Source organism: Azospirillum sp. A29, assembly GCF_042604625.1.
Lineage (GTDB): Bacteria > Pseudomonadota > Alphaproteobacteria > Azospirillales > Azospirillaceae > Azospirillum > Azospirillum palustre.
The window spans coordinates 747679-772036 of sequence record NZ_CP170463.1; the positions used below are offsets into that span (position 1 = coordinate 747679).

Genomic DNA, 24358 nt, shown 5'->3' on the forward strand with positions numbered 1-24358 from the left:
GCAGGGGCGGTTCCGCGCCCCCGCGCGCCTGTCCGTTCCTATCAGCCCTGCGCCGGCCGCCAGCCGGTGAAGGCGTCCAGCAGCGCGGTCAGCACCCGCTGCAGGCTTGAAGCCCGGTCCGGACGGTAGGCGAAGGGCGGCGCCTCCTCGTCCATGTAGCGGTCCTGCGCCAGTTCCATCTGGATGGCATGGACGCCGTTTGCCGGCTGGCCGTAAGCGCGGGTGATGTGGCCGCCGACGAAGCGGCCGTTGGTGATGCAGGTCAAGCCCTCCGCCGCCGTGGCACTCTCCATCGCCGCGACGACCCGGGCAGCCAGCTGCGGATCGACGCTGGTACCGCGCGCCGTTCCCAGATTGAGGTCGGGCAGGCGTCCGTCGAACAGCCGCGGCACATGGCTGCGGATCGAATGGGCGTCATAGAGCAGGGCGAAGCCGTGCCGCGCCTTTACCCGCTCCAGCTCCGCCGCCAGCGCCTCGTGGTAGGGTCGCCAATAGCCTTGCACCCGCTGCGCCACCTCGGCCTCGTCGGGGGTCTGGCCGTCGCGGTAGAGCGGCGTGCCGTCGAACATCACGTCCGGGCAGAGGCCGGTGGTCGCCTGTCCGGGATAGAGGCTCTCGCCAGTCGAGGCCCGGTTGAGGTCGACGACATAGCGGGAATAGCGGGCGCTGAGCAGCGTGGCGCCCATGTCCTTGGCGAAGCCGTACAGGCGCGGGATGTGCCAGTCGGTGTCGCGCAGGGTCAGCGCCTCCTCCGTCAGCCGCTCGGCCAGACCGGGGGACAGCTCGGTGCCGCAATGGGGCATGCTGATGACCAGCGGCCCGTCGCCTCGCTCCAGATCGAAGATGGTATCGGTCATTGTGCGGTCTCCAGCGATACCGGCATCAGATGGTCGAGCGACCCGTCGCGCACCAGGGTGCCGATGGCAGCCAGATCCGGGGCGAAGTAGCGGTCGACCTCGTAGCGCGGCACCTGGGCGCGGATGGTGGCGATGGCCTGCTCCAGCCGTTCGGTGGTCTTCAGCGGGCGATGGAACTCCAGCCCCTGAATCGCGGCCAAAAGCTCTATACCGACGATGTCGGCGACGTTGCCGGCAATGTCGCCCAACCGGCGCGCCGCGAAGGTCGCCATGCTGACATGGTCCTCCTGGTTGGCGGAGGTCGGCAGGCTGTCGACGCTGGCGGGGTGGGCGAGCGTCTTGTTCTCCGACGCGAGCGCGGCGGCGGTGACATGGGCGATCATGAAGCCGGAGTTCAGACCCGGCTCGGCGACGAGGAAGGGCGGCAGCCCACTGATGGTGGTGTCGATCAGCATGGCGATGCGGCGTTCGGCCAAGGCACCGATCTCCGACGCGGCGATGGCGAGCTGGTCGGCGGCCATCGCCACCGGCTCCGCATGGAAGTTGCCACCGGACAGCACCTCGTCGGTATCGACCAGAACCAGCGGGTTGTCGGTGACGCCGTTGGCCTCGATCACCAGGGTGCGCGCCGCCTGCCGCATCTGGTCGAGCACGGCGCCCATCACCTGCGGCTGGCAGCGCAGGCTGTAGGGGTCCTGCACCCGGTGGCAGTCGGGACCCTGGTGGCTGGCGTTCAGCTCGCTGCCGGCCAGCATGTCGCGGAAGGCGGCGGCGACGGCGATCTGGCCAGGCTGGCCGCGCAGGGCGCTGATGCGGGCGTCGAAGGGACGGTGGCTGCCCATCACCGCCTCGACCGACAGGGAGCCGGCGACCAGCGCCGCCTTGAAGGTGCGCTCGATCTCGAACAGGCCGGCGAGCGCCAGACCGGTCGACACCTGGGTGCCGTTGATCAGCGCCAGACCTTCCTTGGCCTTCAGGTCGAAGACCGGCAGGCCGGCGATGCGCAGACCCTCCTCCGCCGGCAGGGTCTCGCCCTTCACCCGGACATGGCCGATGCCGAGCAGCACGCCGCACAGATGGGCCAGCGGCGCCAGATCGCCCGACGCGCCGACGGACCCCTTGCCCGGCACCACCGGCAGCACGTCGGCCTCATAGAGCTTCAGCAGCGCATCGACCAGCGCCGGACGGACGCCCGAGGCGCCGACGGCGAGGCTGACCGCTTTGATGACCAGGATCAGCCGCACCACGCCGTCGGCCAGCGGGGCGCCGACGCCGGTGGCGTGCGACAGGATCAGGTTGCGCTGGAGCTTTTCCAGATCGCTCGCCGCGATGTGGGTATGGGCCAGCTTGCCGAAGCCGGTGTTGACGCCGTAGACCGCCTCGTCGCCGCCGGCGATCCGGTCGATCAGCGCGCGCGAGCGTTCCATCCGCGGATAGGCCGCCGGGTCGAGCGTCAGGGCCGGACGGTCGCGGTAGATGCTGCGCAGCGTGTCGAGCGACAGCGCGCCCGGAACCAGAGTGATGGTCTCGCTCATCCCAGAAGTCTCCCAAGTGTCTTTTTGAAGCGGTCGGCGATCTCCTCCTCGCGCGGGTGGCGGCGGTCGCGGACGACGGCGCATCCTGCGATCACCACGTCCCGGACGAGGGGAGTGTTTCCGGCGAAGATCCAGCCGTCCAGCAGCGCATCGCCCTTGCGCGCCGCCAGCAGCGGGTGGTCGGTGTCGAGCACGACGATGTCGGCGCGGAGGCCGGTGGCGATGCGGCCGGAGTCGAACCCGGTCGCCTGCGCCCCGCCGGCCTGGGCGTCTTCCACCAGCCGGCGGGCGGTGGAGCGGCGGGGGCCGCCGGCCAGCACGGTGCGCCGTTCGCTGGTCAGCCGCGCGCCGTATTCCAGCCAGCGCAGTTCCTCCACCGGGCTGACGGAGATGTGGCTATCGGAGCCGATGCCCCAGCGCCCACCCTGCGCCATGTAGGATTGGGCGGCGAAGAAGCCGTCGCCGAGATTGGCTTCGGTGGTCAGGCACAGGCCGGCGATGGCGCCACTGGCGGCGACGCCCGCCACCTCGGCTTCGATCATGTGGGTGGCGTGGATCAGGCACCAGCGGCCATCGACCGGCTGGGTGTCGAGCAGATGCTCCACCGGGCGGCGGCCGCGGTAGGCGACGCAGTCCTCGACCTCCCGGCGCTGCTCGGCGATGTGGATGTGGATCGGGCCTTGCGGGTTGGCGGCGACGGCCTCGGTCAACAGTTCGTCCGGCACGGCGCGCAGCGAATGCGGGGCGATGCCGAGTTGCACGTCGGATGATTCGCCATAGGTGCGGCGCAGGGCGGTGGTCAGCCGGTCGAACCCTGCCCCGTCATGGATGAAGCGGCGCTGCCCGGCGGTCGGCGGCGTGCCGCCGAAGCCCGACGCGTTGTAGAGCACCGGCAGCAACGCAATCGGCAGACCGGCGGTCCGCGCGGCGGCGATGGCGCGGTGGCTCATCTCCGCCGGGTCGGCGTAGGTGCTGCCGTCGCGGTCATGGTGCAGGTAATGGAATTCGGCGATGGCGGTGAAGCCGGCCTTCAGCGTCTCGACATAGAGCTGCGCGGCGACCGCCTCGAAATCCTCCGGACCCATGCGGTCGAGCGCCCGGTACATCACATCGCGCCAGCTCCAGAAACTGTCCGACCCCTCGCCGGAGGACTCACCCATGCCGGCGATGGCGCGCTGGTGGGCGTGGGAATGCAAATTGGCGATGCCGGCGACCGCCGCTCCGGCGAAGCGCTCCGCATCGGCCGGGCAGGCGGCACCGGGCGTCGCCGAGACGATCCTGCCCTGGTCGTCCACCGTGACCAGCACATCCTCCGCCCAGCCGTCCGGCAGCAACGCCGAGGCAAAAAACAGGTTGCTCATGAGGGCGCCCTCGCTATTATAGACAACACTATACAAGTATAGGCAACCTGATGCCAAGAGGGTTGCTGCACGAACTTGTAGGAAGGAGCCGAACCGATGCCGACCAGCGCGCCGTGGGATTCCCTGTGGATCGACCTGTCCGTTGCCACGATGGCTGGCACAGCGACGGACGGGGCCGACGGCTACGGCGCCATCGCCGACGCGGCGGTCGGCATCAAGGACGGCCGCATCGCCTTCGTCGGCCGCCGCGCCGAGCTGACCGATGCGCCGGACGCGCTGGCGACCGAGGTGCATTCGGGGCAGGGCGGCTGGATGACCCCCGGCCTGATCGATTGCCACACCCATCTCGTCTATGGCGGCAACCGCGCCCGCGAATTCGAGATGCGGCTGAACGGCGCCACCTATGAGGAGATCGCGCGGGCCGGCGGCGGCATCCTGTCCACCGTGACCGCCACCCGCGCCGCCAGCGAGGACCAGCTTCTCGCTGCCAGCCTGCCGCGGCTGGACAGCCTGCTGGCCGAGGGCGTGACGACGGTGGAGGTCAAGTCCGGCTACGGCCTCGACACCGAAACCGAGACGCGGATGCTGTGCGTCGCCCGCCGGCTGGCCCAGGTCCGCCCGGTGGAGGTGCGCACCACCTACCTTGGCGCCCACGCCCTGCCGCCGGAGTTCAAGAGCAACCCCGACGGCTACATCGACCGCATCTGCGCCGAGACGCTGCCGGCCATCGCCGAAGCCGGGCTGGCCGATGCGGTGGACGCCTTCTGCGAGGGGATCGGCTTCTCCGTCGCCCAGACCCGCCGGGTGTTCGAAACGGCGAAGCGGCTCGGCCTGCCGGTGAAGCTGCATGCCGAACAGCTGAGCAACCTCGGCGGCGCCCGGCTGGTGGCGGAGTTCGGCGGGCTGTCGGCCGACCATATCGAGCATCTCGACGAGGACGGCGTCGTCGCCATGGCCAAGGCCGGCACGGTGGCGGTGCTGCTGCCCGGCGCCTTCTACGCCCTGCGCGAGACCAGGCTGCCGCCAATCGACCTGCTGCGCCGCCATGGCGTGCCGATGGCGCTGTCCACCGACAACAACCCCGGCACCTCGCCGGTGACCTCGCTGCTGCTGATGCTGTCGATGGGCTGCACCTTCTTCCGCCTGACCCCGGCGGAGGCGCTGGCCGGCATCACCCGCCATGCGGCCAAGGCGCTGGGACTGGACGACCGCGGTGTGATCGCGCCGGGCAAGCGCGCCGATCTGGCGGTCTGGCGCATCGAGCATCCGGCGGAACTGGCCTATGCCATCGGCCTCAACCCCTGCATAGCGGTGGTCAATGGCGGGGTGGTCCGCAAGCCGCGTTTGGAGGCCGCATGAGCGACACCATCTCCACCGCCCAGCCGCGCTACGCCCAGATCAAGGAGGCCATCCGCCGCCGGATCAGCTCCGGCGACTGGCCCGAAGGCTTCCAGATCCCGTCGGAGCACAAGCTGCTGGAAGAATTCTCGGTCAGCCGCATGACGGTCCACCGCGCGCTGCGCGACCTGACCGACGAGGGGCTGCTAACCCGCGTGCAGGGGCTGGGCACCTTCGTCGCCGAACGGCCGCCCAGCACCGACGTGGTTGAGCTGCGCAGCATCGCCGACGAGATCGCCGAGCGCGGCAACCTCCATTCCTGCCGGGTGGAGCAATTGCTCGCGGTTGCCGCCGATGCCGGGCTGGCCCGCCGCTTCAACCTGCCGGTCGGGGCGAGGCTGTTCCATTCCATCGTCGTCCACAGCGAAAGCGACGTGCCGGTCCAGCTGGAGGAACGCTGGGTCAACCCGGCGGTGGCGCCCGACTATCTCGACCAGGACTTCACCCGCCAGACGCCGGGCGAGTACCTGATCCGGCTGGAGTCCTCGCCGCAGGTCGAGCATGTCATCGAAGCGGTGTCGCCGACGGCGGAGATCGCCCGCCTGCTCGACATCCCCGTCACCGAGCCCTGCCTGCGCGTGACCCGCCGCACCTGGGTCGGTGGACGAGTGGTGACGGTGGCGATGCTGGTCCATCCCGGCAGCCGCTACCGGCTGGGCGCACGCTTCCAGCTGCCGCCCCATTAGCAAAACCGATCCTCGGAACAGCACATCCCTCCCACCAGGAGCCATCACCAGATGTCATCCCGCCTCGACAACCAGCGCGTCATCCGTGCCCCGCACGGCCCCGAACTGAGCTGCAAGAGCTGGCTCGCCGAGGCGCCGATGCGCATGCTGATGAACAACCTCGACCCCGACGTCGCCGAACGGCCGCAGGAGCTGGTCGTCTATGGCGGCATCGGCCGCGCCGCCCGCGACTGGGAGAGCTTCGACCGCATCGTCTCGGCGCTGAAGACTCTCAACGACGACGAGACGCTGCTGGTCCAGTCGGGCAAGCCGGTCGGCGTCTTCCGCACCCATGCCGACGCGCCGCGCGTGCTGATCGCCAACTCCAACCTCGTGCCGCGCTGGGCGACCTGGGAGCATTTCAACGAGCTGGACCGCAAGGGTCTGGCGATGTACGGCCAGATGACCGCCGGCAGCTGGATCTACATTGGCAGCCAGGGCATCGTGCAGGGCACCTACGAGACCTTCGTCGAGGCCGGGCGCCAGCACTACAACGGCGACCTGAAGGGCAAGTGGATCCTGACCGGCGGCCTGGGCGGCATGGGTGGGGCGCAGCCGCTGGCCGCGACGATGGCCGGCGCCTGCATGCTGGCGGTCGAATGCCGTCCCAGCAGCATCGAGATGCGCATCCGCACCGGCTATCTCGACCGCCACACCGCCGACTTGGACGAGGCGCTGGCCTGGATCGACGAGGCCTGTGCCAAGGGCGAGGCGATCTCCGTCGGCCTGCTCGGCAACGCCGCCGACGTCTTCCCGGAACTGGCGCGCCGCGCTGGCACCGACATCAAGGCCCGGCCGCACATCGTCACCGACCAGACCTCCGCCCACGATCCGGTGAACGGCTATCTGCCGCAGGGCTGGACGCTGGAGGAGTGGGAGAGCGCTCGCGAAAGCCAGCCCGCCGCCGTCGCCGCCGCCGCGCGCCAGTCGATGCGGGTGCAGGTGGAGGCCATGCTGGCCTTCCACGCCATGGGCATCCCGACCGTCGATTACGGCAACAACATCCGCCAGATGGCGAAGGAAGAGGGGCTGGAGAACGCCTTCGACTTTCCCGGCTTCGTCCCCGCCTATATCCGTCCGCTGTTCTGCCGCGGCGTCGGCCCGTTCCGCTGGGCGGCGCTGTCCGGCGACCCGGAGGACATCCGCAAGACCGACGCCAAGGTGAAGGAGCTGATCCCCGACGATCCGCACCTGCACAACTGGCTCGACATGGCGGCCAAGCGCATCCAGTTCCAGGGCCTGCCGGCGCGCATCTGCTGGGTCGGGCTCGGGCAGCGCCACCGCCTCGGCCTCGCCTTCAACGAGATGGTGAAGTCGGGCGAGCTGAAGGCCCCCATCGTCATCGGCCGCGACCATCTCGACAGCGGCTCGGTCGCCAGCCCGAACCGCGAGACCGAGGCGATGAAGGACGGCACCGACGCCGTGTCGGACTGGCCGCTGCTGAACGCGCTGCTGAACACCGCCAGCGGGGCGACCTGGGTCAGCCTGCACCATGGCGGCGGCGTCGGCATGGGCTTCTCCCAGCATTCGGGCATGGTCATCGTCTGCGACGGCAGCGACGCAGCGGCCAAGCGGCTGGAGCGCGTGCTGTGGAACGACCCGGCCACCGGCGTGATGCGCCATGCCGACGCCGGCTATGACATCGCCATCGAGTGCGCCAAGGAGCAGGGGCTGAACCTGCCGTTTCTGAAGTAAGCGGGGAGGGGGGAGAATCTCCCTCTCCCGTCCCGGGAGAGGGCTTTTTCCTCACGCCCCCCGGATCAGGTCTGAATACCAGCGCGCGGACTCCTTCGGGATCCGCGCCTGGGTTTCGAAATCGACGCGCACGATGCCGAACCGGGTGCCGTAGCCGCCGCCCCATTCGAAATTGTCGAGCAGCGACCAGACGAAATATCCCTGCACGTCGGCCCCCAGCCGTTTCGCCTCCGCCATCGCCGCGATGTAGGCCTGGAGGTAGGACAGCCGCTCCGTATCGACCACGCGGCCCTCGGCGTCGGGCGTCTCCGCCGCCTTGGTGCCGTAGCCATTCTCGGTGACATAGACCGGCAGGCGGTAGCGCCGGGTCAGGTCGAGCAGCGTGTCGCGGAAACAGCTGGGATCGTAGGGCCAGTCGATGGCCGTCCGCTTCATCCCCGGCGGCGGCGAGCCGAAGCCGAAGCCCCAGATCAGGCTGTCGTCCCGGCGACCGTAGACAGGGGCGTAATGGTTCAGCCCGAACCAGTCCACCGGCCGGGCGATGCGCGCCATGTCACCGGGTTGCACATAGGGCTCGATGGCCTCGGCGATGCGGCGCGGGTAATGGGCCAGCAGCTGCGCGTCGGGGAAGGCGCGGTTCCAATGCTCGTCGAACAGGGCCGCGGCTTCGACATCCTCCGGCCTGTCGGTCTCCGGCCGCATCGGCTGGACGCTGTGCACCGCACCGATGGAGGCCTCCGGCACCAGGGCGCGCAGCGCGTCGACCCCGGCGCCATGGGCGAGGTTGACGTGGTGGATCACCTTCAAATGGGTGGCGCGGTCGGCGATGCTGGGGGCGCCCCAGCCGAAGGCCCAGCCGAACAGGGTGAAGACCGAGAACTCGTTGAAGGTGGCCCAGCGCTTGACCCGGTCGCCGTAGCGCCGGGCGCAGAGGGCAGCGTAATCCTCGAACCAGCCGATGCTGTCGCGGGTTGCCCAGCCGCCCATGTCCTGCAAGGCCTGCGGCAGATCCCAGTGGTAGAGGCAGAGCCAGGGCTCGATCCCCTTGTCCAGAAGCCGGTCGATCAGCCGGTCGTAGAACTCCAGCCCCTTGCCGTTCGGAACCCCGCGCCCGCGCGGCAGAACCCTGGGCCAGGAGACGGAGAAGCGGTAGGCCTGCAAGCCCAGCTCCGCCATCAGCTCCACGTCCTGCGGCATCAGGTGGTAATGGTCGCAGGCCACGTCGCCGCTGTCGCCGTTGTCGACCCGGCCCTTCAGCTTGCAAAACGTGTCCCAGATGCTGGGCGCCCGCCCGTCGGCTTCGGCCCCGCCCTCGATCTGATAGGCGGAGGTGGAGGCGCCCCACAGGAACTCTTTGGGAAAAACCGGACGTTCGGCCATGGCGGATCACCCGAAAGGAGAGTGGTTGGATCCTACCCCTTTCCCGTCGGCGGGGAAGGGGCCAATCGTCGCTGCGGCGGGTGGCGTGGGGCACCACCATCCACCGGGTATTCCGTCACCATATCGCGGTCGACAGGACGGCGCGGCGCTCCTATGGTCTCGCCGACCGGACGAGCGAATTCAGAAAGGAACGGGCGCATCATGGCGAAAAAGGACGGAGTCAACGGCAAGGGCGGCCAGTTCAGCGGGACGCCGGCCGACCGGCTGGTCCGGCTGTGGCGCAACAACGACGAGCGCTTCGGCGCCCTGCTGGACGAGGTGCTGGACGGCAACCGCCAGGGCGTGATCGAGGCCGCGGTGGGCAAGCTGCGCGAGGAGGAAAGCTACGACTTCATGGACGAGGTCGAGGCCTTCTCGGAAACGGCGCAGAGCACCGACGAGCATGGCGACCCGACCCTGTCGACCCTGTTCTGGCTGGCGCTGGAGGTCGATGGCCGGCTGGACGAGCCGCCGTCGGTCGACACCATCGAACGCGCGCTGGATTCGGCCGGGCTGCTGGAGAAGGCATCCGACATGCGCCTGCTGCCGCTGTGGCTGGATCCGGAACCGCTGTCCTACCTTGAGGCCGCCGACCGCCGCACCCTGCTGCGCCGCCTGATCGACTCGACGGAAGCGGCGGAGACCTTCGTGCGCGAACAGGATCTGGTCGCCGCCCCCGAGGATGCCGGCGTCCGCCTTGTCGGCGTCGTCGGTCTGGTGATCGAGGAGGATGCCGAGCAGGAGGGCGAGGCGATGCCCGACCCGCTCAACCTCGGCTTCGCCGGCGAGGGCCGGGAGATGGAGATCGACCCCATCGAGCAGGAGCGCATCCGCCAGTCGATGGTCGCCTTCGCCGAGGCGGTCGGCGCCGCCGACCCGCGGGTCAAGCGCTGCGAGCCGGTCGGCGGGCTGAACGACCTGCTGGACTTCACCGCCGAAGGCGTGTGGCCGGACGACGTGGATGCCAATTTCGACGAGGTCAACGACTTCCTCGACATCGCCGGCAACGAGACCGGCGACGGCGTCCTCGACGTGACGGTGAGCGAAGGGCCGGACGGCTTGCAGCTGCGCGCCTACAACTCCGACGGCGTGCTGCTGGACGAACGGTCGTTCGACCTGAGCGGCGACCGTGCGGAGGAGGCGCTGGCCCTGGTCAAGCGCCGCTGCCGCCGCGTCAGCGAAGGCTGACGGGCATAGGTCCGGGGGCCAGTCAGGCCCCCGGCGCCACCACGAAGCAGGCCATGCCCTGGTTGACCAGCCCGCTGCAGGCGTTGGCCGCGTCCTGCTGCGACAGGCCGGACAGGCGGGCGCGGTAGAGCGGCCCGGTCTGGGTATCCACCGCCTGCACGATCCGCTGCGAGCGCGACAGCACCGGCACCGAGCTGCGGGCGCGGTCGATCACGCGCTGGCTGTCGTCGGGCGAGCGGAAGGCGCCGAGCTGCACCGTCCACACCCCGCCGCCGGCCGTCGCGGCGCCAGCCATCGTCGCGACCGGCCGCGGAGCCGGAGCATCGGGGGTCGAGGTGTCGGGCGCCACCACGCGCACGGTCTGTGCCGGAGCCGGTGCCGGAGCGGGGGAGGGCAGGGCCGCCACCGCAATCGGCGGACGGCTGGCTGCCGGCCGGGTGCTGGCGGGCGGCGTGTAGGACGGCGCCGGATTGACCGGCGCCGAATAGGAGGAGGACGGCCGCGCGTAGGGCGAGCCGTAATCCGGCGGCGAATCGGACGAGGTGGATGGCGGGGCGCTGACCAGCACGATGTCGGCGCCGTTGGGCGCCGGGGTGCGGTTCAACCGCGGCCCGACCGACGCGATGTAGCGCTTGGTCTCGCCCGGCAGGGTGCGCTTGCCGGCCAGATAATCGCCGTAACAGCCGGGACCGCAGTTGTAGGCGCCGAGGAAGCCCGGCGCGCCGAACAGATTGTACATCTCGCGCAGGTAGGCGGTACCGGCGATGATGTTGTCATGCGGATCGAAGGGGTCGGATCCCAGATTGTGCTTGCGCCGCATCTCGTCATAGGTCGCGGGCATCACCTGCATCAGGCCCATGGCGCCGGCCTTGCTGACGATGGGTTTGCCGTTGACGGTGGTGCGTCCGCCGCTCTCCTGGCGAATGACCTCGCGGATCCACAGCTCCGGCATGTCGAACCGCTTGGATGCCTCCGCGACATGGGCATCGACTTCCTCCGGAGAGGCAACGCGATGTGAACCGCCCCCGCTGGCGCAGGCGCTCAGCAGGGCAGTCAAGGCGGCGCAGGTCAGCAACGGCTTCAGGCGACGCACGGAACCCCCGGTCATCGTTCAGTTCAATCTTCTGGATAAGCCCGATTTGGAGGTACGGACATTTGCACATTCCCGGCCCGCCGTAAACCGTCCCAGCTGTGACCTTCGACGCGGCCGGAGAGCGCGGAGGGGGAGGGGGCCGTCTAGTCCTTCGGACGCGCAAGCGGCCGTCCGGGCATCTGCCGTCCGGTGCGGCCTATGGCGGGATTTCCGTCGCCGGATTTTCGGGCCATCGGCTTTCGCGGCGATCACCGTTCGGGGTTCTCAGCTTTCGCGGTCGTCGTCCGGATCACGGCGGGTGGCGAGTTCGCGCAGCAGCCGTTCCTTGGCAGTCTTCCGGCTCGGCCGGCCGCCGCCGCGCCCGAACAGCCCACCCAGCAGCCCGCCGGGCTTCGGCGCGTCCTCCGGCTCCTCGGTCATCTGGGCGCGCTCCGCCTCGCGCCGTGCCAGCATGGCGGCGCGGTCGACCAGCGGGTTGCGCAGCCGGCGCGGCAGCGCCTTGAAGGCGAGGTTGGCGCGTTCCAGGTCGGCGAGGTCCTCGGTGGAACGGGCGATGCGCAGCGCCACCCGCAGCAGGTCGAGCCGCCACGCATCCTCCGGCGCATGCGGCAGGGTTTCCGCCGCCGCCAGCAGGGTATCCAGCCCCTTGCCGGTCAAGGCGCTGGTGGATCGTTCCCCGCTGGATTGCTCCCCATTGGGTCTGTCGGTGTCGCGGTCCCGTCCCATTCCGTCATCGAAGCTGTCGCACCGAAGGCGGACTTTAGGACGCCGACCGCCGCTTTGTCTGCCCCCAAGCGGGGGCCACACCGTTTGGGTGGGGGAGGGCAGGGAATTCGGCTCTGCCGGGAGATGCCGACGGAGCCGACATGTGGCCGTGATGAAGCGAACTCCGGCGTGACAGAACGGCTTTTTGCTGTTTGCCGTAGATGCAGGACGTTGGGTGGCCCACTGGGGAAGCCCGGGAAAGGGACGTGGTTTCCGGCGCTGCTTTGGGCTCGGACGCCGAATATATGTGCAAATGATGCATCTCTAATCCTGCTTCCGATCAAGATGTTGCCAGAGCAGGACGCAATGTTCCCGTGAAGCTGTGGTCGTTCCTCAAATACAGTTAGTGCTTTCTTCATCATTTCCGGCCGTAGCTAATATTATAGTATGCAGAGACGGTATGGCCGGGCGAAGGCCAAGGCAGATCTATCCGTTCCTGCGGTACAATCAGGAGGGCGACCATGTTCCGCGGAATGAAGATCGGTGCCCGTTTGGCGGTTGCTCTGGCGGGAAGCGTCGTACTGGCGGTCGGTGCGACCACGCTCAGCAATCTGTGGCTCAGCCGCCTGCTCGTCGAACATGCCGCCGACAATCAACTGAAGACGCTGCAGGAATTCCTGGATGCGAATGTTGCGAGCGAGGCCCGGCGCGCTCTGACCCTTGCCCAGGCGCTGGCGGGGAACGGGGAAATCCAGGCGGCGTTCGCCGCGCAGGACCGCAACCGTCTGGCGGGCATGCTCGTGCCGGGGTTCAAGGATCTCAAGGAACAGCATGGCATCACCCAGATGCAGTTCCATACACCGGCATCGGTATCGTTCCTGCGGGTTCATCGTCCGGAGAAGTTCGGCGACGACCTGTCCTCGTTCCGCTTCACCGTGGTCGAGGTGAACAAGACCCACAAGCCGGTCTTCGGGCTGGAGAACGGAGTGGAGGGCCTCGGCATTCGCGGTGTCGTGCCGATGGTCAGCCAGGGAGCCCAGATCGGCTCCTTCGAGGTCGGCCTGTCATTCGGCAAACCGTTCTTCGAGGCGTTTCACAAGGAGACCGGTGCCGAGGTCGCGTTCAATATTGTAAAGGACGGGGGATTCGAAACCTTCGCCTCGACCTTCCGAGAGGCGCTTGCCCTCGGCCAGGACCGGATGAAGGACGCGCTGACCCGGGAATCGGAGGTGCAGACCTACCAGCTCGGCGGCGCCAGCTACGCCGTCCGGCTCGCTCCCGTCCGTGATTATCGTGGAACCGCCATCGGTTTCTACACCATCGCGATGGACCGGAGCGCGTTCGACGTGGAAATCGCGGAGGCGCGGACCTCGGCGATCCTGATCGGATTGGCGGTGCTCGCGGTGGCGCTCGGCGTCGCCTGGCTGGTGAACCGGGGCATTGCACGTCCCATTCAGGCGATGACCGAATCGATGGGCGACCTTGCCAGGGGGAGCACCGATATCCGCGTTTCCGGGATCGGGCGCCGCGACGAGATCGGCGCCATGGCGGACGCGCTCGAGGTGTTCCGCCGCGGCATGATCGAAACCGAGGCGCTGCGGGCCGAGCAGGAGGTTCTGAAGCAGCGGGGGCTGGAAGATCGGCGGGCGGCGATGCTCGAGCTTGCCGACCGTTTCGAGGAGAGGATCGGCCGTCTGGTCGGCGCCGTATCCTCGGCGGCGACGGAAATGGAGGCATCGGCAGGGTCGATGTCGTCCACCGCGGAGCAGACGAACCGGCAATCCGCCGCGGTGGCCGCGGCTTCGGAGCAGACGTCCGCCAATGTCCAGACGGTGGCAGCGGCGACCGAGGAGCTTGCCGCCTCCATCACCGAGATCGGCAGCCAAGCGTCGCAGTCGCACAACGTGGCGGGCAATGCCGTGACCGATGCGAGGCAGACCGATGAGGCCGTGCGCAAGCTGGCCGACAGTGCGAAGCGGATCGGGCAGGTCGTGGATCTGATCCAGGATATCGCGAGCCAGACCAATCTTCTGGCGCTGAACGCGACCATCGAGGCTGCGCGAGCCGGTGAAGCCGGGAAGGGCTTCGCCGTGGTGGCTTCCGAAGTCAAGGCGCTCGCCACCCAGACCGCGCGGGCGACCGACGAGATCAGGCAGCAGATCTCCCAGATGCAACAGGATTCGGATGGTGCCGTCGACGCTATCAAGGGAATCGGCGGTGTGATCGGCGAGATCAGTGAGATCGCCGCGGCGATCGCTGCGGCGGTTGAAGAACAAGGCACCGCCACGCAGGAGATCTCTCGCAATGTCCAGCAGGCGGCCGTCGGAACTCAGGAGGTGTCCTCGCACATCGTCAGTGTTCGCGAGGCTGCCAACGAAACCGGGGCGGCGGCGGCACAGGTCCTCGGTGCGGCCCAGGAACTGTCGCATCAGGCAGAGGTCCTGGCGGCCGAGGTCAAGGGCTTCCTCGACAGTGTCCGGGCGGCATAGCGAACAGCCGGCCGGCGGTCGGAATAAGAACGGTCCTCTTTCCATTCAGGGAAGAGGACCGCAAGTCAGTCGGGGAACTGCGCGGCAGGATGCCGGCAACCATGCCGGCGCCCGCGGGGGGCAGGCGCGGCATCTCGAAGCCGGCCCCTCCGCGGGCGTCGCGGAAGAGCCGGAATGGTCACGTCACTCGGCGGCCTGCGCCACCGTCAGGCCCAGACGCCGCGCCACGCCCTCGCCATAGGCCGGGTCGGCGGCCAGGAAGTGCTTGAGCTGGCGCTGCTGGATGTTCAGCGGGGCATTGCGCAGGCTGCCGGCGATGTTGTCCATCAGGCGGTCCTGAGCCTCCGCGCCGATCAGGCGGAACAGCGCGCCCGCCTGGGCGTAATCGTCGTTGCCCTCGCGGTGGTCGTAGTGGGCGGCGTCGCCGCTGATGCGCAGCGGCGGCTCGCTCGCCACGCCGGTCTGGGTCGGGCCGCCGAAGCTGTTCGGCTCGTAGTTCGGCCGGCCGCCGCCGTTGCCGTCGGTGCGCATGGCGCCGTCGCGCTGGTAATTGTGCACCGGGCAACCCTGCGGCTTGTTCACCGGTATGGTGGCGTAGTTGCCGCCCAGCCGGTAGCGGTGGGCGTCGGCATAGGCGAACAGCCGGCCTTGCAGCATCTTGTCCGGGCTGAAGGAGATGCCGGGCACCACACTGGCCGGGCTGAAGGCCGACTGCTCGGTCTCGGCGAAGAAATTCTCCGGATTGCGGTTCAGCAACAGCTCGCCGATCTCGACCAGCGGGTAATCGGCGTGCGGCCACACCTTGGTCAGGTCGAACGGGTTGATGCGGTAGCCGTCGGCCTCGGCCTCCGGCATGATCTGCACCGACACGGTCCAGGCCGGAAAGTCGCCGTCCTCGATGGCGGCGTACAGGTCGCGGGTGGCGTGGTCGGGGTCGATGCCGCTCATGTTTTCCGCCTGTTCGGCGGTCAGGTTCTGGATGCCCTGGCGGGTCTTGAAGTGGTACTTGACCCAGAAGCGCTCGTTGGCCGCATTGATCCACGAGAAGGTGTGGCTGCCGAAGCCGTCCATGTGGCGATAGCCGCGCGGGGTGCCGCGGTCGCTGAACAGGATGGTCAGCTGGTGCATGGTCTCCGGCGACAGCGAGAAGAAGTCCCACATCGCGGTGGGGTCCTTCAGGTTGGTGGCCGGGTTGCGCTTCTGGGTGTGGATGAAGTCCGGGAACTTCAGCGGATCGCGCAGGAAGAAGACCGGCGTGTTGTTGCCGACCAGATCGTAATTGCCTTCCTCCGTATAGAACTTAACGGCGAAGCCGCGCGGGTCGCGGGCGGCATCGGCGGACCCCTTCTCGCCGCCGACGGTGGAAAAACGCAGGAAGACGCCAGTTTCCTTGCCCACGCCCGACAGGAAGGCGGCCTTGGTCCATTGCGTCACGTCGCGGGTGACGCGGAAGGTGCCGTAGGCGCCGGCGCCCTTGGCATGCACCACGCGCTCCGGAATGCGTTCGCGGTTGAAGTGGGCCAGCTTCTCGATCAGGTGGAAATCCTGGAGCAGCAGCGGACCGCGCGGCCCGGCGCTCAGCGAATTCTGGTTGTCGGGAACGGGCTGGCCGAAGCTGGTGGTCAGGGTGCTCATCCGGGTCATCCTCGTTGGGGCGGTGTCGCCTGAAGCGGCGTCATTGTCTCGCCCCTGGTTATCCGGCGTCTTGAACGATATATCCAGGACATAGAAGGAAATGCACCAATAGGAACTGTCTATGAATGTCTCTATGAATCTCTCCGGCCTGTCCCTGCGCGACCTGGAATATGTCGTCGCCGTCGCCGAGCTGCGCCATTTCGGCCGCGCCGCTGAACGCTGCGCCGTCAGCCAGCCATCGCTGAGCGCCCAGATCCGCAAGCTGGAGGAACTGCTCGGCCTCTCCCTGTTCGAGCGGACCAGCCGCAAGGTCCTGCTGACCCCGCGCGGCGAGACCATCGTCGCCCAGGCCCGCGTCGTGCTGGAGGAGGCGCGGCGCCTGCTGGCGCTCGCCGACGGGTCGGACGGGGCGCTGAACGGACGGCTGCGGCTGGCGGCGATCCACACGCTCGGCCCCTACCTGTTCCCGCATATCCTGCCGCAGTTGCGCAGCTCATGGCCCGACCTGACCCTGATCCTGTCGGAGGGTCGCACCGACAGCCTGCTGGACGAACTGCGCGACGGCCGGCTCGACGCCGTTCTGCTGGCCCTGCCGGTGGAGGCCGACGGGCTGGCCGCCGAAGCGCTGTTCTTCGAACCCTTCCTGCTCGCCCACCCCGCCGGCCATCGCCTGTGCGGCGCTCCCCACCTGTCGCTGGGCGATCTCGATCCGGCGGAGCTGCTGCTGCTGGAGGAGGGGCATTGCCTGCGCGATCAGGCGCTGGCCGCCTGCGGCCTTAGTGCGCGGGGCGGCGGTGTGCATGCGACCGGGCTGGAAACCCTGCGCCACATGGTGGCGGCCGGGGCGGGCTGCACGCTGATGCCGATGCTGGCGACCATGGGGGACGAGGGACGGACCGCCACTGTCGGCGGACTGGTCGACTACCGCCCCTTCGACGGGGCATCCGCAGGGGGGCGGCCGCCGGGCCGTGTCATCGGTCTGGTCTGGCGCAGCAGCGATCCGCGCGACCGCGGCCTGCACGATCTGGCGGCCTTGCTGCGCCGCACTCTGCCGCCGGGCACGGAATCCGTTCTATCCCGAAGAGATGACTGAGGCGGGAGGAACAAGCGCCCATCGGCCGGGTTGAAGGCTCGGTTCGTGCTCCTCACTGTCCAAGAGGACCGGACAATGACTTTCGATCCAGGCGGAGAAACGGGCGACCATGGCATACATCCTGAAACAGGCAACGCGGCTCGGTGAAGGATTGCCCTTTCCGCTGGGCGCGACATGGGATGGACTCGGCGTCAACTTCGCCTTGTTTTCCGCCAACGCGACCAAGGTGGAACTGTGTCTGTTCGATGAAAGCGGTGAGGAGGAGCTTGAACGCATCGAGCTTCCCGAATTCACCAACGAGATCTGGCACGGCTATCTGCCCGACGCCCGCCCCGGCCTGCTCTACGGCTACCGCGTGCATGGCCCCTACGAGCCGGAGAACGGCCACCGCTTCAACGCGAACAAGCTGCTGCTGGACCCCTATGCCAAGGAACTGGTCGGCGAGATCCGCTGGAACCCGGCCCATTTCGGCTATGTGATGGAGTCGGGCGACGACCTGACCTTCGACGAGCGCGACAGCGCGCCCTTCATGCCGAAATGCAAGGTGATCGACCCCGCCTTCACCTGGGGCCGCGACCACAAGCCCGGCACCGCCTGGGACCGCACCATCTTCTATGAAACCCATGTGAAGGGCTTCACCAAGCTGCATCCGGCGGTGCCCGACAGCCTGCGCGGCACCTATGGCGGCATGGCGGTCAAGGAGGTGGTCGACTACATCAAGTCGCTCGGCGTCACCTCGGTGGAGCTGCTGCCGGTCCACGCCTTCGTCCAGGACCAGCATCTGGTCGACAAGGGGCTGGCCAATTACTGGGGCTACAATTCCATCGGCTTCTTCGCGCCGGAGCCGCGCTATGCCGCGTCGGGCAACACGATCAAGGAATTCAAGGAGATGGTCGCCCATCTCCACAATGCCGGGCTGGAGGTGATCCTCGACGTCGTCTACAACCACACGGCCGAAGGCAACGAGCGCGGCCCCACCCTGTCGTTCAAGGGCATCGACAACGCCTCCTACTACCGCCTGCTTCCGGACCAGAAACGCTACTACATCAACGAGACGGGGACCGGGAACACCGTCAATCTCAGCCACCCGCGCGTGTTGCAGATGGTGACCGACAGCCTGCGCTACTGGGCGACGGAGATGCATGTCGACGGCTTCCGCTTCGACCTCGCCACCATCCTCGGCCGCGAGCCCTACGGCTTCGACGAGGGCGGCGGCTTCCTCGACAGCTGTTTGCAGGACCCGATCCTCAACAGCGTCAAGCTGATCGCCGAGCCGTGGGACTGCGGCCCCGGCGGCTATCAGGTCGGCAACTTCCCGCCGGGCTGGGCGGAGTGGAACGACAAGTTCCGCGACACCGTCCGCGCCTTCTGGAAGGGCGACGAGGGCAAGCTGCCCGAGGTGGCGCCGCGGCTCTGCGGTTCGGGCGACGTCTTCAACAAGCGCGGGCGCAAGCCCTGGGCCAGCGTCAACTTCATCACCGCCCATGACGGCTACACGCTGAACGACCTCGTCTCCTACAACGACAAGCACAACGAGGCCAATGGCGAGGGCAACAACGACGGCCACTCCCACAACCTGTCCTGGAACCATGGGGCGGAGGGGCCGACCGACGATCCGGAGATCAGGTCGCTCCGCGAACGGCAGAAGCGCAACCTTCTGGCGACGCTGCTGCTGTCGCAGGGCTCGCCGATGCTGCTGGCCGGCGACGAGCTCGGCAACACCCAGCACGGCAACAACAACGCCTATTGCCAGGACAACGAGACGGCCTGGCTGAATTGGGACGACATCGATGAGGACGGCCAGTCGCTGATCGAGTTCGTCCGCCGCGTCATCGCCATCCGCCAATCCTTCCCCATGCTGCGCCGCGGCCGTTTCCTGTCGGGCGAATACAACGCCGAGTTCGACGTGAAGGACGTCACCTGGCTGACCCCCGCCGGCGACGAGATGGAGGAGGGCCACTGGCACGACGGCAACGCCCGCTGCCTCGGCATGCTGCTGGACGGCCGCGCCCAGGCCAGCGGCATCAAGCGCCCGGCGATGGACGCCACCCTGCTGCTGGTCATCAACTCCCACCATGACGTGGTGGAGTTCACCCTGCCGGAAGTGACCGGCGGCAGCGTCTGGCGCTGCCTGCTCGACACCAACCTGCCCGACCCGGACGAGGTGCCGCGCGTCAACACCGGCGAGGGCTATATGGTGACCGGCCGCTCGCTGCTGCTGCTGGCGCTGGAACCGGACGGCAAGACCTCCTTCGCGCTTCGCCGCGCCGCCCGCGCCCTGCGCAACGTCGCCGAGAGCCCGACCCTGTCCTTCGGCGAGGAGACCGCCGAGACGGCGAAGCCGTCAGAGATCGTTGAGACGGCGAAGCCGGCGGAGACCCCAGCGGAGACCGTGGAGACTGGGAAGACGAAGGAGCCGGCGGAGGCCGAAGCGGCTGCGGAGCCCGCACCGGCGACGGGCGAAGCCCCTGCGAAGACGTCCAGCTGACCCATCGCCTTGTTTCCCCCTCTCCCGGCAAGGGAGAGGGGGCCTCCCGGACCCCGGATCGCCCGCCATGAAACTCTACGAATGCCAGAACTGCCACCAGCCTCTCTACTTCGAGAACACGCTGTGCGAGCGCTGCGGCTACCGGCTCGGCTATCTGCCGGATGTGGGAACCCTGTCGGCCATCGACCCCACCGACCATGACGGGGTGTGGAGCGCGCTCGCCACCAGCGAACCGCTCTATAAATTCTGCGCGAATGCCGAACTGGACGCCTGCAACTGGATGCTGCCGGCCGATTCGGCCGACACCCACTGCGCCGCCTGCCGGCACAACCACATCATTCCCGACCTGTCCGACACCGACAACCTGACGCGCTGGCGCAAGCTGGAACTGGCCAAGCATCACCTGTTCTACACCCTGACCAACCTGAAGCTGCCCTTGCAGACCCGGATCGAGAATCCGGAAGAGGGGCTGGCCTTCGACTTCCTGACAGACACGGTGGTCCCCGACGGCACGGTGACGCCGGTGCTGACCGGCCATGCCAACGGCCTGATCACCATCAATGTCGCGGAAGCCGACGACGCCGAGCGCGAGAAGCGCCGCACCGACATGGGCGAGCCCTACCGCACGCTGCTCGGCCATTTCCGGCACGAGATCGGCCATTACATTTGGGACCGTCTGGTGCGCGACGACCCGGCCCTGCTGGAGCGGTTCCGCGCCCTGTTCGGCGACGAGCGGGAGGATTACGGCGAGGCGCTGAAGCGCCATTATGCCAACGGCGCGCCGGCCGACTGGCAGGCCAACTTCGTCAGCACCTATGCCACCGCCCACCCGTGGGAGGATTTCGCCGAGACCTGGGCGCACTTCCTGCACATCGTCGACACGCTGGAGACCGCCCGCGCCTTCGGGCTGAAGATCCGGCCGCGCATCACCGAGGGGGCCGAACTGGAGGCGGAGGTCGATTTCAACCCGCACAAGGCCCGGCGGATCGAGGAACTGATCGAACCCTGGCTGCCGCTGACCTATGCGGTGAACAGCCTGAACCGCAGCATGGGCCAGCCTGACCTCTACCCCTTCATCCTGTCGCCCGCGGTGATCGAGAAGCTGGGCTTCATGAACGGGATGGTGCGGGGGCTGTAACGAAGCCCCAGTCTTAACCCTCCGCCGCCATCGCCGACCGCATCCAGCGCACCGCACGGTTGCGCCCGTCGCGCTTGGCCTTGTAAAGCGCGGCGTCGGCGTGGCGCATGACCGTCGCCATGTCGCGGTCGTCCTCCGGCCAGGAGGCGATGCCGATGGAACAGCCGACCCTGATCCGCTCGCCGTTGAACGACACCGGTTCGTTGACGGCGACGATGATCCGGGCGGCCAGTTCCGCGGTGTCCGGGGCCGGGCGTCCGGCGCGGCGGGGAAGCACGGCGGCGAACTCATCGCCACCCAGCCGGGCGACCACGTCGTCGTCGCGGAAGATGCCGGCCAGCCGGCCGCCGATCTGGCGCAGCACGACATCGCCGGCATCGTGGCCCAGCCGATCGTTCACCGGCTTGAAGCCGTCGAGATCGATGTACATCACCGTCGCCGAGCCGCCGCCCGTGCCGGTGGAGGCCTCGACATACTGCTCGAAATAGCGCCGGTTCGGCAGCGCCGTCAGCCGGTCCTCGTAAGCGATGTCCTCCAGCCGCATCAGCGCGGCGTCCTTGTTGGTCAGGTTGTCGATCATCTCACGCAGCGATACCGACAGGCGGCGGATCTCCGCCGCACCGCCGACGTCGGGAATGGCGATGCCGCGCTCGCCCTTGCCGATCTGCTCGGCGGCATCGGCGATGGCGCCCAGCGGGCGGGCGATGCGGCCGGCAGCGATCCAGCCGAGTCCGCTGAACAGCAGGGCCAGCAGCACGCCCACCCCGACGATCATCGTCCGCAGGCGGTCGGTCTCGGCATTGACGATGCCGGCCGGCTGGCTGGCGACGACGGTCCAGCCCAGCCCGGCGTAATCGTGCAGCCCCTTGCCGTGGGCGACGCCGGTCACATAGGTGATGCCGTCGGGCCAGACCTCGCTGCGCCAGCCGTCGCGCGCCTTGGAATTCAACGTCGGCACGGGCAGAGGCTTTCCGACGGCCGAATCGGGGCCGATCAGTACGGTGCCGTCGGCCGACAGGATGTAGAGGGTCAGTCCCTTGTGGTCGGCGAGCGGCTCGACCAGCTGCCGGATCAGGGCATGCGCCCATTCCCAGCTGTAATGGGTCGCCAGCACCCCCACAATGCTGCCGTCCGCCTTTTGCAGCGGGGCGGACACGTCGACGAATTTCGGCGTCTCGCCTTCCAGGTAGGGCACCTTGCCGCGCAGCGCCACCGCCTCGTGCACGTCGCCGACGAACAGGCCCTTCATGCCTTCCTGATGGACCGGACGGCTGGAGATGTCGGCTCCCATCAGCAACCCGTTGGACGCGGCGGCCACCCGTCCGTTCACATCGGTCATGCCGATCCAGGCGATGGTCGGGTCGCGGCGCTTCAGCTCGTCGATGGTCGATTGCGCCACCGTCGGGTCCTTCAGCGCCTCGATGCGCGACAGCGCGGCGATCTGGTTGGCGCGCGCCCACATGGTCGAATCGAGCTGCCGCGCCAGCGATTGCGCCAGCCCGGTCATCGAGTTGCCGACCTCCTTCGCCAGCGCATCCGCCGCACCGTTGCCGACCACCAGCCCCTTCACCAGTGTCGAGCCGAGCAGCAGAACGGCGACGGTGACCGCGACGGTCGCCCGCAACCCGATGGCCCGGCCCGGCTTGCGGGCCGGCCTGCTGCGCTCTCCGGCAGTGCTGCCGCTCGGCTGTCCGATGGCCGTCATCGTGGCGTGATCCTTTCGGGCGATCTCGGCCCAAGCCGGATAAGGAACGGTCTGTGAAGACGCTCTATCATCCCAGCCCTTTATAAAGGGTCAAGCGGAACCATGACTTTACTGTGCAATCTGCAGGCGTGTCGGGTCGCGCTCCGGACCCGTTTCGAGCGCATGGCGATCAAAAAAGTTCGCAAAGCTGACTTTCAGCATATTGCGTAAAAAGGAAAAGGCCGCTAGCAATACAGCCGCGGCCCGAGTTTAGGGAGGAAACGCCTGAAAGGCGATAGAAACAACAAATAATGCTGTGTCGCCGAAAATCCAGCCCGATGAGGCTGGATTTTTCGTTTCCGCCGCAAGAATCTTCCTCCCAGCGCCGTCGCCCCGTCAATGGGGGATTTCCCGGAGAGTTGGTTGCGCTATCATGTCGGCCCAACGAACCATAAGATCGGGAAGAGTCCTCATCATGAAACGGCGTGCGTTTCTCACCAGCGCCGGCGTCGGCCTTGCCGCCGCCGGGACCGCCGGGACCGTTGCGGCTCCGGCCATCGCGCAGTCCTCCCAGCCCGAGATCAAGTGGCGCATGGCGTCGAGCTATCCCAAGAGCCTCGACACCATCTATGGCGCGGCCGAATTCATCGCCAGGCGGGTGTCCGACGCCACCGACGGCAAGTTCCAGATCCGCACCTTCGCGGCCGGCGAGATCGTCCCGGCGTTGCAGGTGCTGGACGCGGTGCAGAACGGCACGGTCGAGTGCGGCCAGTCGGCGGCCTATTTCTATGTCGGCAAGGATCCGACCTTCTGCTTCGACACCGCCATGCCGTTCGGCCTGAACACCCGCCAGCACATCGCCTGGATGATGCATGGCGGCGGGCTGGAGCTGATGCGGGAGGTGTTCAAGGACTACAACATCCACCACATCCCCGCCGGCAACACCGGCGCCCAGATGGGCGGCTGGTTCCGCAAGGAGATCAAGAGCCTGGACGATCTGAAGGGCCTGAAGATGCGAATCGGCGGTCTGGTCGGCCAGATCCTGACGCCCTTCGGTCTCGTGCCCCAGCAGCTCGGCGGCGGCGACATCTATCCGGCGCTGGAACGCGGCACCATCGACGCGGCGGAGTTCGTCGGTCCTTATGACGACGAGAAGCTCGGTTTCCACAAGGTCGCCAAATACTACTACTACCCCGGCTGGTGGGAGGGGTCGGCCCAGATCCCGCTGATGTTCAACATGCAGGCCTGGGAACAGCTGCCGAAATCCTACCAGACCATCCTGGAGCAGGCCTGCTGGGAGGCCAACAGCTGGATGATCGCCAAGTACGACACGCTGAACGCCGCGGCGCTGAAGCGTCTGGTCGGTGCCGGCGCCGTGCTGCGTCCCTTCCCGCGCGACATGATGCAGGCCTGCGAGAAGGCAGCGTTCGAATTCTACGAAAAGCTGGCCTCCAGCAATCCCCGCTTCAAGAAGGTCTATGACGGCTGGAAGCCGTTCCTGGAGCAGGAGCGCCTGTGGTTCCGCGTCGCCGAGAACGGCTTCGACAGCTTCGTCTACAGCCAGGCGGCGCAGCAGAAATAAGTCTGGAGCGCTGAGCCGTGACGGGGCGGGTCGCCTGCGGCGATTCGCCCCTCCCTTCGCGGAAAACACCGATTTTCATGCCGCCGTATGTCCGCTATCTCGATCATCGGTCTTCTCAATCGCACGCGGATGGAGCACACTGGCGGTCTAAGCGTGGGCATCGCCTTCGCATTTGCACAAAGATTCGGCAGACTGTTGAATTGATCAAGACATAGTCATTCCTCTTGTCTATTTTCTTAAACGCGTGTTACCGTCAGGGCCAGAAAGACGGAC

Annotated in this window: 17 protein-coding genes; 9 read left to right on the forward strand and 8 right to left on the reverse strand. The window is 67.8% G+C overall.

Features of this window, described 5'->3' with window-relative positions:
• Positions 1-41 precede the first annotated feature (41 nt).
• The 3 genes from hutG to ABNQ38_RS11920 are packed head-to-tail and all read right to left on the reverse strand — an operon-like array spanning position 42 to position 3753.
• Positions 42-857, reverse strand: coding sequence for an N-formylglutamate deformylase (gene hutG, locus ABNQ38_RS11910; protein ID WP_377807047.1), 816 nt, complete (start codon positions 855-857; stop codon positions 42-44).
• Positions 854-2392: a histidine ammonia-lyase gene (gene hutH / locus ABNQ38_RS11915; protein ID WP_109095727.1), complete on the reverse strand. Its 1539-nt coding sequence runs from the start codon at positions 2390-2392 to the stop codon at positions 854-856. Before hutH ends, hutG begins: the two co-directional genes overlap by 4 nt.
• Positions 2389-3753, reverse strand: coding sequence for a formimidoylglutamate deiminase (locus tag ABNQ38_RS11920; RefSeq protein WP_377807049.1), 1365 nt, complete (start codon positions 3751-3753; stop codon positions 2389-2391). Before ABNQ38_RS11920 ends, hutH begins: the two co-directional genes overlap by 4 nt.
• Before the next feature lie 96 nt (positions 3754-3849).
• Between ABNQ38_RS11920 and hutI the strand changes: the two genes are divergently transcribed.
• The 3 genes from hutI to hutU are packed head-to-tail and all read left to right on the forward strand — an operon-like array spanning position 3850 to position 7571.
• Positions 3850-5112 carry an imidazolonepropionase gene (hutI, locus tag ABNQ38_RS11925; protein WP_377807050.1) on the forward strand — a complete coding sequence of 421 codons (1263 nt, stop codon included), beginning with the start codon at positions 3850-3852 and terminating at the stop codon, positions 5110-5112.
• The gene (gene hutC / locus ABNQ38_RS11930) at positions 5109-5837 is read left to right on the forward strand and encodes a histidine utilization repressor (RefSeq protein WP_377807051.1); all 729 of its coding nucleotides are present in this window, start codon (positions 5109-5111) and stop codon (positions 5835-5837) included. Before hutI ends, hutC begins: the two co-directional genes overlap by 4 nt.
• A 51-nt stretch (positions 5838-5888) precedes the next feature.
• The gene (gene hutU / locus ABNQ38_RS11935) at positions 5889-7571 is read left to right on the forward strand and encodes a urocanate hydratase (RefSeq protein WP_377807052.1); all 1683 of its coding nucleotides are present in this window, start codon (positions 5889-5891) and stop codon (positions 7569-7571) included.
• Positions 7572-7622: 51 nt separating this feature from the next.
• On the opposite strand, the gene ABNQ38_RS11940 is transcribed toward hutU, so the two are convergent.
• Positions 7623-8951 (reverse strand): GH1 family beta-glucosidase, encoded by a 1329-nt coding sequence (locus ABNQ38_RS11940; protein ID WP_377807053.1) that lies wholly within the window; start codon positions 8949-8951, stop codon positions 7623-7625.
• 201 nt (positions 8952-9152) lie between these two features.
• Between ABNQ38_RS11940 and ABNQ38_RS11945 the strand changes: the two genes are divergently transcribed.
• Positions 9153-10178 (forward strand): hypothetical protein, encoded by a 1026-nt coding sequence (locus tag ABNQ38_RS11945; protein ID WP_377807054.1) that lies wholly within the window; start codon positions 9153-9155, stop codon positions 10176-10178.
• Positions 10179-10200: 22 nt separating this feature from the next.
• Here ABNQ38_RS11945 and ABNQ38_RS11950 read toward each other — a convergent pair whose 3' ends face one another.
• Both ABNQ38_RS11950 and ABNQ38_RS11955 read right to left on the reverse strand, forming a co-directional pair.
• Entirely contained in the window at positions 10201-11286 is a 1086-nt protein-coding gene (locus ABNQ38_RS11950; RefSeq protein WP_377807055.1) for a transglycosylase SLT domain-containing protein, read from the reverse strand.
• 249 nt (positions 11287-11535) lie between these two features.
• Positions 11536-11997, reverse strand: coding sequence for a hypothetical protein (locus ABNQ38_RS11955; RefSeq protein WP_377807057.1), 462 nt, complete (start codon positions 11995-11997; stop codon positions 11536-11538).
• 500 nt (positions 11998-12497) lie between these two features.
• On the opposite strand from ABNQ38_RS11955, the gene ABNQ38_RS11960 reads away from it, so the two are divergent.
• Positions 12498-14465, forward strand: a complete 1968-nt coding sequence (locus tag ABNQ38_RS11960; RefSeq protein WP_377807058.1) for a cache domain-containing protein — start codon at positions 12498-12500, stop codon at positions 14463-14465.
• A 183-nt stretch (positions 14466-14648) separates the two neighbouring features.
• Here ABNQ38_RS11960 and ABNQ38_RS11965 read toward each other — a convergent pair whose 3' ends face one another.
• On the reverse strand, positions 14649-16100 hold the full coding sequence (locus ABNQ38_RS11965; protein ID WP_377807059.1) for a catalase: 1452 nt from the start codon (positions 16098-16100) through the stop codon (positions 14649-14651).
• Positions 16101-16233: 133 nt separating this feature from the next.
• Between ABNQ38_RS11965 and ABNQ38_RS11970 the strand changes: the two genes are divergently transcribed.
• The 3 genes from ABNQ38_RS11970 (at position 16234) to ABNQ38_RS11980 (ending at position 20819) form a co-directional block, all read left to right on the forward strand.
• Positions 16234-17193, forward strand: coding sequence for a LysR substrate-binding domain-containing protein (locus tag ABNQ38_RS11970; protein ID WP_377807420.1), 960 nt, complete (start codon positions 16234-16236; stop codon positions 17191-17193).
• A gap of 109 nt (positions 17194-17302) precedes the next feature.
• Positions 17303-19681 carry a glycogen debranching protein GlgX gene (gene glgX, locus ABNQ38_RS11975; protein ID WP_377807060.1) on the forward strand — a complete coding sequence of 793 codons (2379 nt, stop codon included), beginning with the start codon at positions 17303-17305 and terminating at the stop codon, positions 19679-19681.
• 67 nt (positions 19682-19748) lie between these two features.
• Positions 19749-20819 (forward strand): putative zinc-binding metallopeptidase, encoded by a 1071-nt coding sequence (locus ABNQ38_RS11980; protein ID WP_377807061.1) that lies wholly within the window; start codon positions 19749-19751, stop codon positions 20817-20819.
• 13 nt (positions 20820-20832) lie between these two features.
• Here ABNQ38_RS11980 and ABNQ38_RS11985 read toward each other — a convergent pair whose 3' ends face one another.
• On the reverse strand, positions 20833-22524 hold the full coding sequence (locus ABNQ38_RS11985) for a diguanylate cyclase domain-containing protein (RefSeq protein ID WP_377807063.1): 1692 nt from the start codon (positions 22522-22524) through the stop codon (positions 20833-20835).
• Positions 22525-22978: 454 nt separating this feature from the next.
• On the opposite strand from ABNQ38_RS11985, the gene ABNQ38_RS11990 reads away from it, so the two are divergent.
• Positions 22979-24085 carry a TRAP transporter substrate-binding protein gene (locus ABNQ38_RS11990; RefSeq protein WP_377807064.1) on the forward strand — a complete coding sequence of 369 codons (1107 nt, stop codon included), beginning with the start codon at positions 22979-22981 and terminating at the stop codon, positions 24083-24085.
• The last annotated feature ends 273 nt before the right edge of the window (positions 24086-24358 follow it).

What these genes read in the sequence shown, in the direction of transcription:
- ABNQ38_RS11920 (WP_377807049.1), bottom strand. Translation starts at nt 3,753, where the DNA reads ATGAGCAACCTGTTTTTTGCCTCGGCGTTGCTGCCGGACGGCTGGGCG.
- glgX (WP_377807060.1), top strand. Translation starts at nt 17,303, where the DNA reads ATGGCATACATCCTGAAACAGGCAACGCGGCTCGGTGAAGGATTGCCC.
- hutH (WP_109095727.1), bottom strand. Translation starts at nt 2,392, where the DNA reads ATGAGCGAGACCATCACTCTGGTTCCGGGCGCGCTGTCGCTCGACACG.
- hutI (WP_377807050.1), top strand. Translation starts at nt 3,850, where the DNA reads ATGCCGACCAGCGCGCCGTGGGATTCCCTGTGGATCGACCTGTCCGTT.
- ABNQ38_RS11945 (WP_377807054.1), top strand. Translation starts at nt 9,153, where the DNA reads ATGGCGAAAAAGGACGGAGTCAACGGCAAGGGCGGCCAGTTCAGCGGG.
- ABNQ38_RS11960 (WP_377807058.1), top strand. Translation starts at nt 12,498, where the DNA reads ATGTTCCGCGGAATGAAGATCGGTGCCCGTTTGGCGGTTGCTCTGGCG.
- ABNQ38_RS11990 (WP_377807064.1), top strand. Translation starts at nt 22,979, where the DNA reads ATGAAACGGCGTGCGTTTCTCACCAGCGCCGGCGTCGGCCTTGCCGCC.
- ABNQ38_RS11965 (WP_377807059.1), bottom strand. Translation starts at nt 16,100, where the DNA reads ATGAGCACCCTGACCACCAGCTTCGGCCAGCCCGTTCCCGACAACCAG.
- ABNQ38_RS11985 (WP_377807063.1), bottom strand. Translation starts at nt 22,524, where the DNA reads ATGACGGCCATCGGACAGCCGAGCGGCAGCACTGCCGGAGAGCGCAGC.
- ABNQ38_RS11950 (WP_377807055.1), bottom strand. Translation starts at nt 11,286, where the DNA reads ATGACCGGGGGTTCCGTGCGTCGCCTGAAGCCGTTGCTGACCTGCGCC.
- ABNQ38_RS11980 (WP_377807061.1), top strand. Translation starts at nt 19,749, where the DNA reads ATGAAACTCTACGAATGCCAGAACTGCCACCAGCCTCTCTACTTCGAG.
- ABNQ38_RS11970 (WP_377807420.1), top strand. Translation starts at nt 16,234, where the DNA reads ATGAATCTCTCCGGCCTGTCCCTGCGCGACCTGGAATATGTCGTCGCC.
- hutG (WP_377807047.1), bottom strand. Translation starts at nt 857, where the DNA reads ATGACCGATACCATCTTCGATCTGGAGCGAGGCGACGGGCCGCTGGTC.
- ABNQ38_RS11955 (WP_377807057.1), bottom strand. Translation starts at nt 11,997, where the DNA reads ATGGGACGGGACCGCGACACCGACAGACCCAATGGGGAGCAATCCAGC.
- ABNQ38_RS11940 (WP_377807053.1), bottom strand. Translation starts at nt 8,951, where the DNA reads ATGGCCGAACGTCCGGTTTTTCCCAAAGAGTTCCTGTGGGGCGCCTCC.
- hutC (WP_377807051.1), top strand. Translation starts at nt 5,109, where the DNA reads ATGAGCGACACCATCTCCACCGCCCAGCCGCGCTACGCCCAGATCAAG.
- hutU (WP_377807052.1), top strand. Translation starts at nt 5,889, where the DNA reads ATGTCATCCCGCCTCGACAACCAGCGCGTCATCCGTGCCCCGCACGGC.